The following is a 16,069-nucleotide window of genomic DNA, read 5'->3' as shown; positions in this document are numbered from 1 at the left end:
TATTACAACGCTTTATTAACATTTGGAAAAATAAGGAGTTTTAGTTACAGCGAATTCGCTCTACCGCTTCTTTCCAACCATCATAGGCTTGATCCCGTTCTGCTTTCGATAAACGAGGAGTAAATACTCTGTCGCTTTTCCAGCACTGGGTTAAGTCATCGATGGAGTCAAAAATACCGTGCTGCAAACCAGCAAGGAACGCGGCGCCTAGTGCAGTAGTTTCAGTGACCTCGGGTCTTTCAACTTCTGCACCTAGTACGTCAGAAAGAAAGCCCATTACCCAATCGTTTTGAGACATACCGCCATCTACACGAATGTTGGTAGGTCGCGCGCCATCACTTTCCATGGCTTTTTGAAGATCTTTGGTTTGATAGCAAACTGATTGCAAGCCTGCTGCGACAATTTCACTGATACCCGTATCTCGGGTAAGGCCCAAAATTGCGCCTCGGGCGTCCGGATCCCAATAAGGGGCGCCTAATCCAGTGAAGGCGGGTACCAAAAACACACCATTGTCTTGTCTTGCACGCTGCGCTAATGCCTCAGATTCTGCGGCATCGCCAATCAGCTTGAGACCATCTCGTAGCCACTGAACCGTGGCTCCGGCCATAAAAATACTGCCCTCTAGTGCATAAGTGGTTTCACCATTAATGCGATATCCAACTGTAGTGAGCAGTCTGTTTTTAGACTGAAGGGGAGTGTTACCTGTATTGAGGATCATGAAGCAACCTGTACCGTAGGTGCTTTTCGCCATCCCCTTTTTAAAGCATGCCTGCCCTACAAGCGCCGCTTGCTGATCGCCGGCTACACCTTGTATAGGAATGGCTTTTCCTAAAATTTCCTCGTTTATTACGCCGTAGTCAGCGGCGCAATCCATTACCTCTGGTAACATGCTGCTAGGAATATTAAAGCGCTCTAGTAAACGTTTATCCCATTGCTGCTTATTAATATCAAATAGCATTGTGCGAGAAGCATTAGTGGCATCAGTCTTGTGCGACTGACCATCGGTTAATCGCCATATCAAGTAGCTGTCTACCGTGCCAAACAACAAGTCTCCGTTTTCAGCCTGTTCTCTTGCACCTTCTACGTTGTCTAAAATCCACGCCACTTTTGTGGCTGAAAAATAGGGGTCTAATAAAAGCCCTGTGGTGGAGTTGATATAAGAGACAAACTCCTCATCACTGCTTAAGTCTCGGCATTGCTGAGCGGTGCGTCGGTCTTGCCATACAATGGCGGGGTATACCGTTTTACCTGTCGACTTGTTCCACACTAATGTGGTTTCACGTTGGTTGGTAATGCCAATTGAGGCAATATCCGATGGCGCAAGTGAGCACTTTTTAAAAACATTCCTAAGAGTAAATAGAACGCTTTCCCAAATTTCCTCTGGTTCGTGTTCTACCCAGCCGTCTTTAGGGTACTTTTGAGAAAACTCTTGTTGTGCGACAGCTTCTATCTTGCCACTAGAAGAAAAAATAATACTGCGAGAACTGGTTGTGCCTTGATCAATGGCAAGAAGATACTGACTCATACTGTCACCTTTGAAAATAATTTTCATAGAGTTTGCATCATTTACTTCTATTTAACAATGCTGTGTTTTCGAAAACGAACATTATGATGTTCGAACGAACGTATGAACTTACATAGGAACCACGTATACTATTAAAGTGGCATGTACAGGTAACAGTAGGGTGACCTACTTTAGGGAGCATAATGAACCAAACACAACGACACGAAAAAATAATCGCGCTAATAAAGCAACACGGTTTTATGTCTATTGATGATTTAGTGTCTACCTGTGCCGTTACGCCTCAAACTATTAGACGAGATTTGAATCAGCTTGCTCACACGGGTGTGATCAGTCGTTATCACGGTGGCGCTGGATTAAATCGCAGCTGGGAAAATACGCCCTATCAAGAGCGCAAGACTCAAAATAGCGATGTAAAAGAAAAAATCGCCGACGCAGTCGCTGCTATGATCCCAGATGGGGCGTCTTTATTTATCAATATTGGAACGACGACAGAGTTAATTGCCACTAAGTTACTCAACCACAGCAATTTACACGTTGTCACCAATAATATTCACGTTGCCACAATTTTATCTGCAAAAGAGGACTTTTCAGTCATTATTGCTGCTGGTGAAGTACGCTATCGAGATGGCGGTATCATTGGTGAGGCTACCTGCGATTTTATCAGCCAGTTTAGAATGGACTATGGCATTATCGGTATCAGCGGAATTAGCGCTGATGGCGCCTTGCTCGACTTCGACTTTCGTGAAGTAAAAGTATCTCAGGCCATTTTAGAGCATACTCAGCACGTTATTTTAGCCGCTGATTACAGTAAGTTTGAACGCCGCGCTATGGTTGAGCAGGGTCATATCTCTCAAGTTGACTGCTTGGTTTGCGACCAAGCACCACCGCCAGCCATTAAAAAAATCATAGAAGAAAATAACATCAAATTTGTGAAAGCATAACTATCGAGCTATTGCCTTTTCCTCGTGTGCCACTCTGAATAAATTCATCTACTTTTTCTTTTAATGTTCGTTTATGTTCGTTTTGTGTTGACATGATTTCTTTTTGGTTGTCAAATGAGCACATAGGCGATTCGTTCTTAAAGGGTAAGTGATGAGCAAGAGTAAAGAAGACAGTAACATTGTTGATGTATTAGTAGTTGGCGGGGGCGTAAACGGCGTTGGTGTTGCACTAGATGCAGCGGGTCGTGGGCTGTCAGTCACCTTATGCGAAAAAGGTGACCTTGCAGGCGCAACGTCTTCGTCTAGCAGTAAACTGGTACACGGTGGTCTTCGCTATCTTGAGCATTATGAATTTCGCCTTGTAAAAGAGGCGCTTGCAGAGCGCGAAGTGCTACTTCAAAAAGCGCCGCATATAATGTGGCCATTGCGCTTTCGCTTGCCCCATCAAAAGCATTTACGCCCAGCGTGGATGATAAGAATCGGGCTTTTCCTTTACGACTCTCTTGCCAAACGTAACTTACTTGCCCGCTCTAAAAAGCTTAAAACATCAAGTGAAGGGCCGTTAGTCAAAGATATTTCTACGTGTTTTGAATATTCAGACGGTTGGGTAGACGATGCGCGCTTAGTGGTGTTAAATGCTATAGCAGCGCAAGATCAAGGCGCTACCATACATACGCGCACTGAGTGTGTGAGTGCTCAGAAAGAGGGGGCATTGTGGAGCGTTGTTTTACGCAACGAACAAGGTGAAACGTTTACCGTGAAGGCAAAGTCGATTGTTAATGCAGCAGGGCCTTGGGCGGTATCGTTCCTCGACAGATTGGTGGATATTAAAAACCCTAACGCAATGCGCATGGTCAAAGGCAGTCATTTTGTTGTGCCTAAACTATACGACACCGATGAAGCCTATATTCTCCAAAACCAAGACGGTCGTATTGTTTTTGTTATTCCTTACGAAGAAGACTTCTCATTAGTGGGCACAACGGATGAAGATTTTCAAGGAAACCCATTAGACGCGGTGATTTCACAGGAAGAAACCGACTACCTAGTAGATATAGTGAACACCTACTTTAAAACAAAAATTACTACCGACAACATTGTTCACAGCTACAGTGGCGTTCGTCCGTTGTTAGAGGAAAAAAATGCATCGGCGCAAGAGCTTACCCGAGATTATAAAGTTGAGCTTAAAGGTCAAGCAGGCGAACCTGTTTTACTCAACATATTCGGTGGCAAGATAACCACGTACAGAAAATTAGCCGAACATGCGGTAGATAAATTAGTTTCTTGCTTTCCGCGAGCGAAAAAAGCGTGGACAAAAGAAGTACCTCTTCCTGGCGGCGCATTTTCTGATAAAGCCTCGCTGAAGAGCGAGCTGCAATCTAGCTATCCTTGGTTGTCAGCTTCGGTAATCGAGCGTTATGTTCGTCAATACGGACTGCTTTGTCACAAGTTCCTGACAGGCGTTTCGAATGTCGATGGGTTAGGTCAAGATTTTGGTGCACAGTTATATCAAGCTGAAGTAGATTATTTGATAAATTTCGAATGGGCTCAAACGGTGGAAGACGTGTTGTGGCGTCGAACAAAGCACGGTTTGCGCCTTAGTGATGCACAAAAGCAGGTATTGTCTCACTACATCGAAGATAAAGTTACATCACTGCAGCAGCGAAGTGAAATGCGAGACATCGCGTGACTTAGGTTCTGAGAAGGTTCGAGTCAGGTTAACATTGACTACAGTTTAGGCTGAGCTTAGGTCCAAAGCAGACCAAGCTCAGGCCCCGTATCTACCAAAACTCTGACCCCGCCCAGACAAAACCGCGCTCTTAATCACTTTATCTTTTCGCTCAAGCGGCCGATAATTATCTCATTAAGCAAATTGTAATTTGCAGACAAAAGATGGTTATTGGGCTATAAAAATGAAAAAGCGACAAGATAATTCGCGTTCAACCGCATTTAAGCTTTTAACGGTAGTGGCATTTGTTGGTGTACTGGTTTTTTTTATAAATAATCTATATATCGGTGAGCCCGATACCACACTAACGGCATTTTCAAAGCAAGCGAAAAAGTTTGAGCGCCATACCATCTCTTCTCACTATCAATGGCGAGTTCGCCAACCTACCTCCATGATAATGCTTATACACTTTGATGACACTGGCAGTGAAATAGACAGAAAGCCTGTCAGAATAAATCATAAAGGATGGCCATCAGCACAGGACAGCGACGAAGGTTGCGCAACGGTGTGGACATCGTTGGTGGGAAGTCCACTCAGGGTGGATGGCTTTAATGTAAAGGCGCGCTTTTACTCAACGGCTTCAAATGATGAAGCAGTTAGAAGAAATGATAACGAGTATTGGTGCCGTTACAGTTTAAGTAAAGGTGGTGAATTTGATTACTTTCCAGGGTTGGGCAAAGTAACACAACCTCAACTTTAGGATAATAATAAATAGCGCATCTATTTGTTATTCATACATAATTAGTCTACTTTCTTTAAGTGCCTGTATATCTTGTCATTGTCGTGCGCTATGGTGACAAAATGCCAGCGGCACCATTTACGTATAAGAAGGTATATGCTTACTCGATTCTTCTCTTCAGCAACAAAAAGTCATACTCATTTAGTGGGTATGTCTATTAGTGCGTCTGCGCTTCATGTTGTCGCCATTGATATATCGGGAGATACGCCCTCACTGCATTCCTCTACATCGCACCCGCTAGAAAAGGGTGTGGCAATAGGCGAGCAGCTCAGTAGACACCTCGCGTCCTTTGATAAACTTCATTGCAGCGTTTCCGTTGTGATGGAGCAAGACGTCTATCAATTAGTTCAAGCAGACAAACCTGATGTGCCAGACGAGGACATACGTTCCGCATTGCCATGGATTATTAGTGAAATGGTTCCTTTCGATGCATCGAATATGGTACTTGACTATATAGACTATCCAGCCGCACTTAGAGGTGGAAAGAAGAAGGTCAATGTTTTCGTTGCAGATAAAGCGTCAACGGCTGACATTGTTGCCACGTTAACAAAATTAAGGTCTAAGGTACTTACTCATATTCATGTAAAAGAAACCCTTGCTACGTCGATGGTGCCCGATGACGAATACGCGCGATTGTTGATAATACAAGAGCCCGACAGTGAACCATTTTTGCTGATCGTTCGCTCGCAGGTCATTTGGCTTGCAAGGCGATTGCGTGGTTTTGTGGATAAAATGCAGGGGCAAACAAATATTGCTCACTTTAGCGATGCATTAGGGTTAGAAATTCAACGCTCAATGGATTTTTATGAATCACAACTTAAGCAGCCCCCTTTAAAAGAAATACTCTTTAAAACCCAGTTCGATTGTGCTCCAGTTATTGAGCAGTTGAAACCTTTCCAGCCAGCTGCCATGGCGCCGTTTAAACCCGATTTGCCATTTAGTGATGTTGTGCATCCAGATAACCATTTCGCTCTTGCGAGCGCCCTAGAATTATTGGGTGAACGTGAATGAAACGGAGTATTAACCTTTATCATCCTTCGCTGCTGCCAAGCAAAGAGCGCCTGCCGTTAAAAAATGTGTTGTGGGTTAACGGCGCTGCGTTAGTGCTATTGTTAGCGCTTACCGTTGGTATGGAGCAGTTTATCGAACTGAAACAGCGAAAGTCAGACAAAGTTACCGCATCGGTGAAAAATATTGATGACGAAATCAATGCACTTACTGATAAGTTAGCAGCGAAGCGAGATACACAATCTGTGCAAAAAGATCTAGACTCATTGCGCGTGAAAGTGAAAAACCGTGAGCAGCTTCTGGACTATATGCAGACCGGTGAGTTATCACTGCAGACAACACAATATCAAAACGTAATGGATGACTTGGCAAATTTTCATAATCCGAATCTCTGGCTCACGTCGATTACCATCACACGTGATGAGCTTCGTTTAACGGGTAATACGATAAAGCCGTCAGCTATTCCACAGTGGTTACAGAAACTGCAGGGGTCAACCTTCTTTAAGGGCAAAACGTTTTCCACGGTAAATTTTGAGAATGAGAGTGACGACAGCGACGTAAAAACATTTACCCTTTCAACTGATTTTGATGGAGAGGCTGATGACACAGTGGCAAAAGCTCTCTAGCGCTTACGCTCAACTTCAGCTTCGAGAAAAGCAGCTCATTTTTTGGGTTGGCTTAGCTCTTATTGTGTATTTATTTTTTTGGTTTGGCATTTCCCCTCAATTAGACAAACTATCCCGTTTAGACAAAGACATTGTGCGCAACGAGAGTCAGCTCAGTGCGCGGGTTATTCAAAAAGATGCTCTCAAACAAGCGCTTTCTATGGATTACGCGGCGAGAACAAAACGCGAAATAGATATTGAAAACAAGAAGCTTCTCGAATTGGATACCCAATTAGCGGTGTTAAACGATGGTTTTGTCGCCGCAGATAAAATGCCTGAGTTACTTATCACCTTACTCAATGAGCAAGGCAACGTGAAAATGGTGGAATTTAATGTGGCGCCGAGACAAACCGTGCAGTTTGGTGATGGGGAATTACAAAGCGCGGCGTTATTTAGGCATAACATGACGCTGAAAATAGAGGGTAGCTTTTTTAACTTGCGAGACTACTTGGCAAGAATTCAGGCATCTGATGAAAAAGTGGTTGTCACTAAATTCCGCTACGCGGTAGAGGAATACCCTAACGCTATCCTCACATTACATTTGGCAACGGTAAGTAATAATGAAACCTTCATTTCTTTGTAAAAGCTGGCTGCTGATGGTGTTAGCTGCCTTATTTTCAATGCCAGCTGCTGGCCAAGTTGACCCTACTAAACCTGCAATTTCGGGAGTGGCACAAAGGGCAACAAGTGGTGAGCAAAATGGAGCGCTAAGGCTTCAGTCAATCTTAAAGCGACAAGACAGTTTTACCGCCGTGATTTCCGGTCAGTCTTATCGTGAAGGTGATTCAGTGGGCGACCATCGCATCGTTAAAATTAATCCTAAAGATGTGGTTCTTGATGACGGACGACAGACAATGACGTTGAAAATGTATTCCTATGAAATTAAAAAATAACTTAGCTTCAACAGCAACATCACTTTTACTTGCTCTTGTTATTGCAGGCTGTCAAACCTATGGAGTGGGCGATGAAGTAAAGCCGCACATTCGCGACGAGCTAAGCGCTTCAAATAAGAGCGCTCAACCTGATGCCACAAAAAACGCTTCAACGAGGCGAATGTCTCCCTCGCAGCTTAACAATGAATTACTCGCCGGCGTAGAGCAATTTCAATTGTTACCTGCCGTTTCCCAGCAAAATACATTCGATGTGTCGGCAAACGCGATTGAAGTTCGTCCATTTTTTGATGCGTTAGTGACTAACACGCCCTACAGTGTGGCGATTCACCCTGACGTATCGGGTCAAATAAGCCTCACGCTAAAAGAGGTCGCGCTAAGCGAAGTCTTAAAAATTGTTTCAAGAATGTACCCACTGGATGTGTTCTTAGAAGGAAAAGTTATACAGGTTATGCCTGCGCAACTTAAAACCGAATCAATTCCTGTTAATTTCCTAATGATTAAACGCTTTGGCGTATCAAACGTGAGCGTTATCGCCGGTGGAGTGAGCGAGCAAGATCAAAATAATGGCAATCAGAATAATGGCGGTTTAAACGGCATTAACGGCAACAATAATATTGGCGGTAATGGTCAAGCCGGAATGATGGGGCAAAACGGGATGGCTGGAAATAATATACAGCAGCTCAATGGCTCGAATATTCAGACCACCAGTGAAAACGACTTTTGGAAAGACCTAAAAGAGGCCCTTAAAGTGCTGGTAACGCCGACAGACGGGCGTCACGTTGTGGTGTCTCCTCAAGCTGGGTTGGTCACTATCAAAGCGTTGCCTAGCGAGATTGCGGTGGTCAAAGATTTCCTAATGCAAAGCCAAGAAAGTCTGCAGCGACAGGTTGTGCTAGAGGCAAGAATTATTGAAGTTACCCTTAACGATGGTTATCAGCAGGGCGTGCGATGGGATCGTATCGCGAGCGGCCTAACAGGCAGCCTCAATTTTGGTCTTAGTGGCGGCAGCGTTGCCACAAATTTTGCTGCAAATACCGCGGCGGGCATAAACCCAGCCATTAATGCAGTAAATGGTATTGGTAATAGTATTTCTACTGACATCGGCGGTGTATCTACCCTGCGTATTGCTCGCGGCGACTTCGACGGCGTGATTAATATGCTGCAAACCCAGGGTGACGTGCAAATGCTCAGTAACCCCAGGGTGACGGTAACCAATAATCAAAAGGCCGTTATTAAGGTGGGGCAAGATGAGTATTTTGTTACCGATGTGTCTACCAGTGAAGACTTAAACGCTACCGGGACGCAAAATGAAAACGACATCGAACTTACCCCGTTCTTTTCAGGTATTGCGTTAGACGTTACACCGCAAATAGATAAAAGCGGTTCGGTTATTTTACATGTTCACCCCTCGGTAACAGAGACGGCAGAACAAACGAAAGTTATCCAAGTAGGCGACCAGCAAATTCAGCTGCCCCTGGCACAAAGTAATATTAGAGAGTCAGACACGGTGATCCGAGCTCGCGACGGCGAAATTGTGGTTATTGGCGGTCTTATGGAAACAGTAACCAACGAGAAAGAGTCTAAAACGCCATTTTTAGGGGATATTCCTGTGTTGGGCAATATGTTTAAAAATATTGCTAAAACGCAGACTAAGCGAGAGCTCGTTATTCTTCTTCGCCCTTCCGTTGTGCAGCCTGATTCGTGGGAGAAGCAGCGAATGCGCACTCAGTCTTTATTAGATAAGTGGTATCAAAACTAGCTATGTATAAGGACTTTTTTCACTTCAACGAAATGCCGTTTTCGCTTACGCCGAATACCGATTTTTTCTGTGCGCTAGCACCGCACAATGAAGCGTTAAAAGTTATCCTTACCGCGCTAAGCATGTCCGAAGGTTTTATAAAAGTGACTGGCGAGGTAGGGACGGGAAAAACGTTATTATGCCGCAAACTTATCAATCATTTATCAGACCGATTTGTAGCGTGTTATTTGCCAAATCCGTACTTGTCTCCTGACGAATTGCGCATCGCTTTTGCTAAAGAGTTGGGAATTAAAACGGGCAAGACGAAAGAGCGGGTTAACCTGCACAACAATATTGAAGAAAAGCTGTTGAGCCTCAAGGCCGAAGGACGTCAGGCAATTCTTATTATTGATGAAGCACAGGCGTTAAGTTGGGATTCGCTGGAAATACTTCGACTGTTTAGTAATTTAGAAACTGAGAAAAGTAAGCTGCTTCAAATCGTACTCTTTGGCCAGCCAGAATTAAATGACAATCTTGATAACCAAAGAGTGAGGCAGATTCGCCAAAGAATAACCTTTTCTTACTCGCTGCGAAAAATGACCCGCGCTGAAGTAGACTATTACATTGGACACCGATTAGTGACAGCAGGCGGTGATGAAGGGCTGATCCCTCGTTATTTGCGTCCTTTCATTGCGTTTACAAGCTCAGGTACCCCGAGATTAGTGAATATTGTATGTCATAAACTCCTTCTCTCTGTGTATGGAGAAGGAAAGAAGGCGGCAACATATAAACATTTGGTCAGCGCTATTTTGGATACTGAAGACTGCAGGCGACGGGTGCTGCCTCAAAAGCGTTTATTTTTTCTCTCTCTTGCGCTCGTTGCAGCGCTGGGCACTTGGCAAATGACGCTAGGTAGCTTATGAGTATTTTAAACAACACGCTGAAGTCGCTTGACGATAGAAATCAAGAAAGTGATTTTGGTTTACCGCCCACTGTACAGCTTCGTAAGTCTTTTTCTATACGCAAAGTACTGGCCTTAACGGTCGCTTTAATGGTGTTAGTGTGGTTGGCATTTGATTACATGGGGAATAGACAAGAGAAGTCACAACACCTCGCTTCTCCTGAGCTATCTTCTGAAAATGTCAATGGCACGGTCAAATCATCATCTAAATTCAGTCAAGATGGTAACGATCGCTCTTCAACCGACGCCGGGAACATATCATCATCAAATACAGCCGCTGGTACGTCACCGAGTGAAGGCATGAAAAGTGTTCCTTTATCTGATAGTGATAGGGCATTGCTAGCACAATCTACACCCGTCATCGAGCAAGTGTCTGAGCAGGTATTTGAACAGTTAGAGCAAGACCTCGCTGCACAAGACAGTCAAAATGGGGAAGCGGTCTTTGATGATGAGGCGGAATACAGAAATGCCAAAGAAGCCGCTACTAAAGCACAAAGGCGAAAAGAGGCAAAGCTGGAAAAGGCTAATGCAACAGCGAGTGTTAGAGACATTACAACAAGCCAAGAGGATAATTATCTCAAGGCAGATAGTAATAGAACCGATACTAATATAAGTGCTAGCGGTATAAATAGCACGGTAGTGGGCAATAGCAAATCCCCAATAAAGCCTAAAACCCATAAACAGCAGAGTGCGGTTCATTTAGACGCAGGTTTAAACGCTTATCAATTTGGTATGTTTGAAGATGCCGAACAGAATTTTCTACTGGCTCTTCAGGTGGAGCCTGAAAACCATGAGGCCCGCAAGCAGCTTGCCGCTTTATACTTCGGACAAAATAATATTCCAATGGCGCTGTCTGTTTTATCTAAGGGGGTGAGCATTGAGCCTCAAAACCTAATGTGGCGAGAGCTAATGGGTAAAATTCTTATTGCAAAAAGTCGCTTCGAAGAAGCGTTAAGCGTTATGCCTGAAGCATTTAACCAACAGGCGGTAAAAGACCAGCGCAGCGACTATCTCATTATTATGGGTACTGCCGCTCAAGCAATCAATAAGCCAGAGGTTGCGATATCAGCATTCTCTGCCATGACGGTCTTACAGCCACAAAATGGAAAGTGGTGGTTGGCCTTAGGGGCTAATTATGACCAGCTAGGGCAAAACGGAGAGGCCATTAAGGCGTTTGAAGCCGCACTCGCCAAAGGCGGCGTTTCTCCTGCATCTAAGCAGTATGTCATCGAGCGGTTACATGCATTAAAGGAGGTACGTTAATGCGACCACGGTTAAAAATGCGATTAGGTGACTTACTTGTTCATGAAAATATCATCACAAGCGAGCAGCTTAACCAAGCACTGTCAGCACAGCGAAGTACAGGGCGTAAACTGGGCGACACATTAATCGATCTCAATTTTATTGGCGAGCCAAAGCTATTACGCTTTTTAGCACAGCAGCTAAATGTACCATTTTTAGATATTTCCCACCGCAATATTACGCCGGAACATGCTCAGCTTTTACCGGAAACCTACGCTCGGCGGTATCGCGCGCTGGTACTTGAAGTAGACGATAAAACCGTACTGCTCGGTATGAGCGATCCTACTGATTTAGGCGGGCTTGATCAGTTAATGCCGCTATTTGAGCCACGTACTGTAGAGCTGGCTATTGTGCAAGACAATCAAATTGTTGAGGCATTCGACTCGGTTTACCGTCGTACGCAGGATATCGCTTCATTTGCAGAGAAGCTTCATGAGGAATACGAAGACGATGTTAAATTCGAGCTATCTGCGTTAGATGACAATACGTCAGACGCTACGGTGGTTAAATTACTGCATTCTATTTTTGAAGACGCAGTACAGGTGCGTGCGTCAGATATCCATATAGAGCCTGATGAAAATATATTGCGCATTCGCCAGCGCGTAGATGGTGTGCTGCAAGAGAACACCTTAGATCAGGTGAAGATTGCGTCGGCGCTCGTTCTGCGTTTAAAACTGATGTCAGGTTTAGATATTTCAGAGAAGCGTATACCTCAGGACGGCCGTTTTAATATTAAGGTAAAGGGTCACACCATAGATGTAAGGCTCTCAACCATGCCGGTGAGCAACGGCGAATCGGTAGTAATGCGTTTATTAGATCAATCTGCAGGGTTGCTTACCCTTGATCAAACCGGTATGCCAGACGCAATGGTGCGCAAATTTCGCGCTGCCATACATCGCCCTCATGGGATGATTTTGGTCACAGGTCCAACGGGGTCCGGTAAAACAACGACGTTGTACGGCGCCTTAAGTGAACTGAACAAACCTGATTTAAAGATTATTACTGTCGAAGACCCCATTGAATACAGGCTGCCTCGAATAAACCAAGTACAGACTAATGCCAAAATAGGGTTGGATTTTGCCTCTATTTTACGGACTACGTTACGTCAAGACCCAGACGTTATCATGGTAGGTGAAATGCGCGACCAAGAAACCGTTGAAATTGGCTTACGAGGTGCCCTTACTGGCCACTTGGTGTTAAGTACGCTGCACACCAATGATGCAGTAACCAGCGCTATTCGTCTTATCGATATGGGAGCGGCACCGTACCTAGTTGCTACCTCGCTAAGAGGTATCGTGGCTCAGCGGTTAGTAAGGCGTATATGCGAAAATTGCAAAACCACCAGCGCCCCTAGTGTTCAAGAGCAAGCATGGGTTCGCTTCTTAATGCCCGAACTTGAAAACGCCACCTTTTACAAAGGAGCAGGCTGTAACACCTGTAATCATACTGGTTACAAAGGCCGTATTGGTGTATTCGAAATGCTGGAAATGAACGAAGATATGATGGAGTCGCTGCGGGAAAATAACACCCAGGGCTTTGTTGATGCCACAAAAGCGAACAAAGATTTCACACCGCTTTCTCATATGGCGCTTGATTATGCTGCTGAAGGTAAAACGTCACTCGATGAAGTGTTTAAAGTGGCGGAGTTCGTGCCAGAGGTAATTAATCACTAATGCCACAGTTTGAATACGCTGGTAAATCTGCACAAGGTAAACCTTTGAAAGGTTTTATCGAAGCTGCCTCTCAACAAGGGGCGGCGCAGGCATTGCTGGCGAAAAAAATTGTGCCGTTAACGATACAAGAATCGAAAAAACAGTCATCCAGCTCAGGGCTTAATGTTGATGTAAGTGCGTGGTTTGAATCAAAGGTTGGCCTTGATGAGATGATTATTTTCTCTCGTCAAATGTACTCTTTGTTAAAAGCAGGTATCCCTATTATTCGAGCCATAAGAGGGTTGTCTGAAAACGCGTCGCACAAGCGTTTTCAAGCAGTATTAAAAGACATTGCGGAACAGCTTGAACAAGGAAGAAGCCTGTCATCAGCCATGTCCAAATATGAAAACATTTTTTCCAGGTTGTCTATTTCCGTTGTGGTAGTAGGGGAGAACACCGGTAAGTTAGACGATGTGTTTTTGCAGTTGGCCCTTTACTTTGAAAGAGAGCAGGAAACACGCAAGCGTATAAAATCAGCCCTGCGGTATCCCACCTTTGTGGTTATCGCGTTAGTAATCGCCATGTTTATCCTTAACCTGTTTGTGGTTCCCGTATTTACCCAAATGTTCGCAAGGTTTAATACTGAGCTGCCGTTGATGACGCGAATACTAATTGGTACTTCTGACTTATTTGTTAACTACTGGTGGGTGATGCTGGTGGCCCTTGTCGGTGGAATAATTGCGGTGAAACAATACCTTAATTCGACTAATGGACGGTTGAAATGGGATAAATTTAAACTAAAGTTGCCTATTGTTGGTGGCATTATTGAGCGATCATTGTTGTCACGGTACAGCAGAAGTTTTTCAATGATTCTGCGAGCAGGTGTACCACTAACCTCCGGTTTATCGTTAACCGCCGATGCTGTCGATAATGCTTATATGCGTACTCGTATTATTGAAATGCGAAAGGGCATCGAGAAAGGCGAGAGTCTGCTGCGGGTTTCTAAATCGAGTGAGTTGTTTTCAAATTTAGTACTGCAGATGGTTGCAGTCGGTGAGGAAACCGGTCGTCTAGAGCCGCTTCTTGATGAAAGCGCAGACTATTACGAGCGTGAGGTAGATTTTGATTTAAAAAGCCTCACCGCGAAAATTGAACCTATACTTATAGGTGTCGTTGCGGTGATGGTGTTAGTGCTAGCACTAGGCATCTTTACCCCAATGTGGGACATGATGTCAGCAGTAAAAGGCGGCTAACTTGATTAACGCTGATGTGGTTACATCTTAAGTGAAAGTGGCGCGAGGCGGACTTCTCAACGCTATTACTATTGGTGTTCTAATCGCGCTAATGTCAATGGCTTATGTCAAACACATGATGCCTGTTTTAGAAGAAGCTGAAACGGTAAAAAAAGAAGCACTACTTGGGAACTTCCAGCGCATTGTTATGCAAGCTAGAGCGCAGTGGATAAGAACAAAAAACTCATCCGTTTTTATTTATGAAACCCAGGTGGACCCCAGCGGCACGCTGTCTCAAAATAAACGCGCTGGAACGAGTGTGGCAATGAATACAAAGGGTTGGCCAGTAGGTTCAGCGAAAGGCAGCAGTAACCCTTGTGATTATTTACTTTCGCTAGCCGGGGATGAAGTTGGCAGTAAGATGCACAGTAAAACGCGTAAGCAAAATAGCTTCTTACTGTGTGAGTATTTTATCGATGAGCAACCGTGGTTTACCTATAGCGCTGAGAATGGCGCAATGAGAAATCACTATTCATATTAACGTTGGCGGGTTACCGCAAAAAAAAGAGGGCGAGGCAGTGAAACAACAAGGTTTTACACTTATTGAGTTGATCATTGTGGTCATTATTTTAGGGCTACTGGCGGCGACGGCATTACCTCGATTTATTGATGTCACCGATGAAGCGCGGGAAGCCAGTGTTGAAGGCGTTGCTGGCGGTTTTGCTGCGGCAGTGGGCTTGGTGCGCGCACAGTGGGAAGTTGAAGGCAGGCCAAATGGGAATAACGGCAGTGCAAACGGTACGGCAATTACTTACGACCAAACCCCAGTAGGCGTGGATGGCACTGTGGGTTACCCAACGGGCAGTGCCGCGGGCAATACGCTGATAACGTCGGTAGACGTTAACCAGTGTAAAAATGTGTTCGACTTAATCCTACAGTCTGCACCTACCAATACCACATCATCCAATGACGCTGTTATTGCAGATTTTAGGTATGCAGTGCGTATTAATGGCTCAGGTGCAAATACGATATGTAATTATTATTTGGTGCAGTCTATGGGATTACCCAATAACGCTGCGCCTGCTGACGGTGTGCCAGATGGTACAACTAACGATGGATTTACTTATAACCCGGCCACAGGTCAGGTCACTGTTTTTTAAATAACGCATAGGACGTTAAATTATGCAAAAAGTATCAAAGCAACAGGGTTTTACCTTAATCGAACTCATTATAGTCATTGTACTACTTGGTATTCTTGCGGTTACCGCGGCGCCAAAGTTTTTAAACCTACAAGATGATGCCAGAGATGCAACCTTAGAGGGCATAAGAGGTTCTCTTGAAACTGCTGCCTCAGTCGTTAATGGCAAAGCATTAATACAAAATGTATCAGGCACAGCAACTACCCCAGCTACTGTAAATGTGGGTAACAGTGTGAACGTTACTGCTGTAAATGGTTATCCACAAGCGATAGCAGCGAATGTAAATGCGCTTATAGATTTTGATGCAGCTGAATTCGGTGTTGTTGCGTTAGCTTCTGGCACTGACGTGTTGGTTTATTCAACGGGCTTCGGGGATTACAGTACTACGGCTCCCGATGCTACAACATCAGCATGTTCGGTTGTATATTCAGATTCCACTGGCACGGGCGTACGCCCAGTGATCACCGTTAACACGTGCGTTCAGTAAT

General features: G+C 44.6%; 16 protein-coding genes. 15 read left to right on the top strand and 1 reads right to left on the bottom strand.

Going from position 1 to position 16,069, the window contains the following annotated elements; all coding sequences use genetic code 11:
* Window positions 1–40: 40 nt before the first annotated feature.
* Window positions 41–1,525 carry a glycerol kinase GlpK gene (glpK, locus tag O9X84_RS04830; protein ID WP_269518478.1) on the bottom strand — a complete coding sequence of 495 codons (1,485 nt, stop codon included), beginning with the start codon at window positions 1,523–1,525 and terminating at the stop codon, window positions 41–43.
* A gap of 182 nt (window positions 1,526–1,707) precedes the next feature.
* Between glpK and O9X84_RS04825 the strand changes: the two genes are divergently transcribed.
* From O9X84_RS04825 to O9X84_RS04755, 15 genes are all read left to right on the top strand, one after another.
* Entirely contained in the window at window positions 1,708–2,466 is a 759-nt protein-coding gene (locus O9X84_RS04825; protein WP_032094793.1) for a DeoR/GlpR family transcriptional regulator, read from the top strand.
* A 151-nt stretch (window positions 2,467–2,617) separates the two neighbouring features.
* Window positions 2,618–4,153, top strand: a complete 1,536-nt coding sequence (gene glpD, locus O9X84_RS04820; protein WP_269518477.1) for a glycerol-3-phosphate dehydrogenase — start codon at window positions 2,618–2,620, stop codon at window positions 4,151–4,153.
* A 223-nt stretch (window positions 4,154–4,376) separates the two neighbouring features.
* A complete protein-coding gene (locus tag O9X84_RS04815) occupies window positions 4,377–4,892 on the top strand; it encodes a hypothetical protein (RefSeq protein WP_269518476.1) in 516 nt (171 codons plus the stop codon).
* Window positions 4,893–5,027: 135 nt separating this feature from the next.
* Window positions 5,028–5,942 (top strand): agglutinin biogenesis protein MshI, encoded by a 915-nt coding sequence (locus O9X84_RS04810; protein ID WP_269518475.1) that lies wholly within the window; start codon window positions 5,028–5,030, stop codon window positions 5,940–5,942.
* Entirely contained in the window at window positions 5,939–6,565 is a 627-nt protein-coding gene (locus O9X84_RS04805; protein ID WP_269518474.1) for a PilN domain-containing protein, read from the top strand. The genes O9X84_RS04810 and O9X84_RS04805 overlap by 4 nt, the downstream gene beginning before the upstream one ends.
* Window positions 6,540–7,187: a type II secretion system protein GspM gene (locus O9X84_RS04800; RefSeq protein ID WP_269518473.1), complete on the top strand. Its 648-nt coding sequence runs from the start codon at window positions 6,540–6,542 to the stop codon at window positions 7,185–7,187. Before O9X84_RS04805 ends, O9X84_RS04800 begins: the two co-directional genes overlap by 26 nt.
* A complete protein-coding gene (locus O9X84_RS04795; protein WP_269518472.1) occupies window positions 7,165–7,497 on the top strand; it encodes an agglutinin biogenesis protein MshK in 333 nt (110 codons plus the stop codon). Before O9X84_RS04800 ends, O9X84_RS04795 begins: the two co-directional genes overlap by 23 nt.
* Entirely contained in the window at window positions 7,481–9,256 is a 1,776-nt protein-coding gene (mshL, locus tag O9X84_RS04790) for a pilus (MSHA type) biogenesis protein MshL (RefSeq protein WP_269518471.1), read from the top strand. The genes O9X84_RS04795 and mshL overlap by 17 nt, the downstream gene beginning before the upstream one ends.
* Window positions 9,257–9,258: 2 nt before the next feature.
* A complete protein-coding gene (locus O9X84_RS04785) occupies window positions 9,259–10,158 on the top strand; it encodes an ExeA family protein (RefSeq protein ID WP_269518470.1) in 900 nt (299 codons plus the stop codon).
* A complete protein-coding gene (locus tag O9X84_RS04780) occupies window positions 10,155–11,459 on the top strand; it encodes a tetratricopeptide repeat protein (RefSeq protein ID WP_269518468.1) in 1,305 nt (434 codons plus the stop codon). Before O9X84_RS04785 ends, O9X84_RS04780 begins: the two co-directional genes overlap by 4 nt.
* Window positions 11,459–13,171, top strand: coding sequence for a GspE/PulE family protein (locus O9X84_RS04775; protein ID WP_269518466.1), 1,713 nt, complete (start codon window positions 11,459–11,461; stop codon window positions 13,169–13,171). Before O9X84_RS04780 ends, O9X84_RS04775 begins: the two co-directional genes overlap by 1 nt.
* Window positions 13,171–14,403 carry a type II secretion system F family protein gene (locus O9X84_RS04770; RefSeq protein ID WP_269518464.1) on the top strand — a complete coding sequence of 411 codons (1,233 nt, stop codon included), beginning with the start codon at window positions 13,171–13,173 and terminating at the stop codon, window positions 14,401–14,403. The genes O9X84_RS04775 and O9X84_RS04770 overlap by 1 nt, the downstream gene beginning before the upstream one ends.
* 31 nt (window positions 14,404–14,434) lie before the next feature.
* Entirely contained in the window at window positions 14,435–14,923 is a 489-nt protein-coding gene (locus O9X84_RS04765; RefSeq protein ID WP_269518462.1) for a hypothetical protein, read from the top strand.
* A 37-nt stretch (window positions 14,924–14,960) separates the two neighbouring features.
* Window positions 14,961–15,542, top strand: a complete 582-nt coding sequence (locus O9X84_RS04760) for a prepilin-type N-terminal cleavage/methylation domain-containing protein (protein WP_269518461.1) — start codon at window positions 14,961–14,963, stop codon at window positions 15,540–15,542.
* A 22-nt stretch (window positions 15,543–15,564) separates the two neighbouring features.
* Window positions 15,565–16,068, top strand: coding sequence for a type II secretion system protein (locus O9X84_RS04755; protein WP_269518460.1), 504 nt, complete (start codon window positions 15,565–15,567; stop codon window positions 16,066–16,068).
* Window position 16,069: the final 1 nt, after the last annotated feature.

The organism is Alteromonas sp. BMJM2, from assembly GCF_027257845.1.
Lineage (GTDB): Bacteria > Pseudomonadota > Gammaproteobacteria > Enterobacterales > Alteromonadaceae > Alteromonas.
The sequence above is the reverse complement of the archived record's forward strand: the minus strand, read 5'-3'. Positions and strand labels throughout refer to the sequence as shown.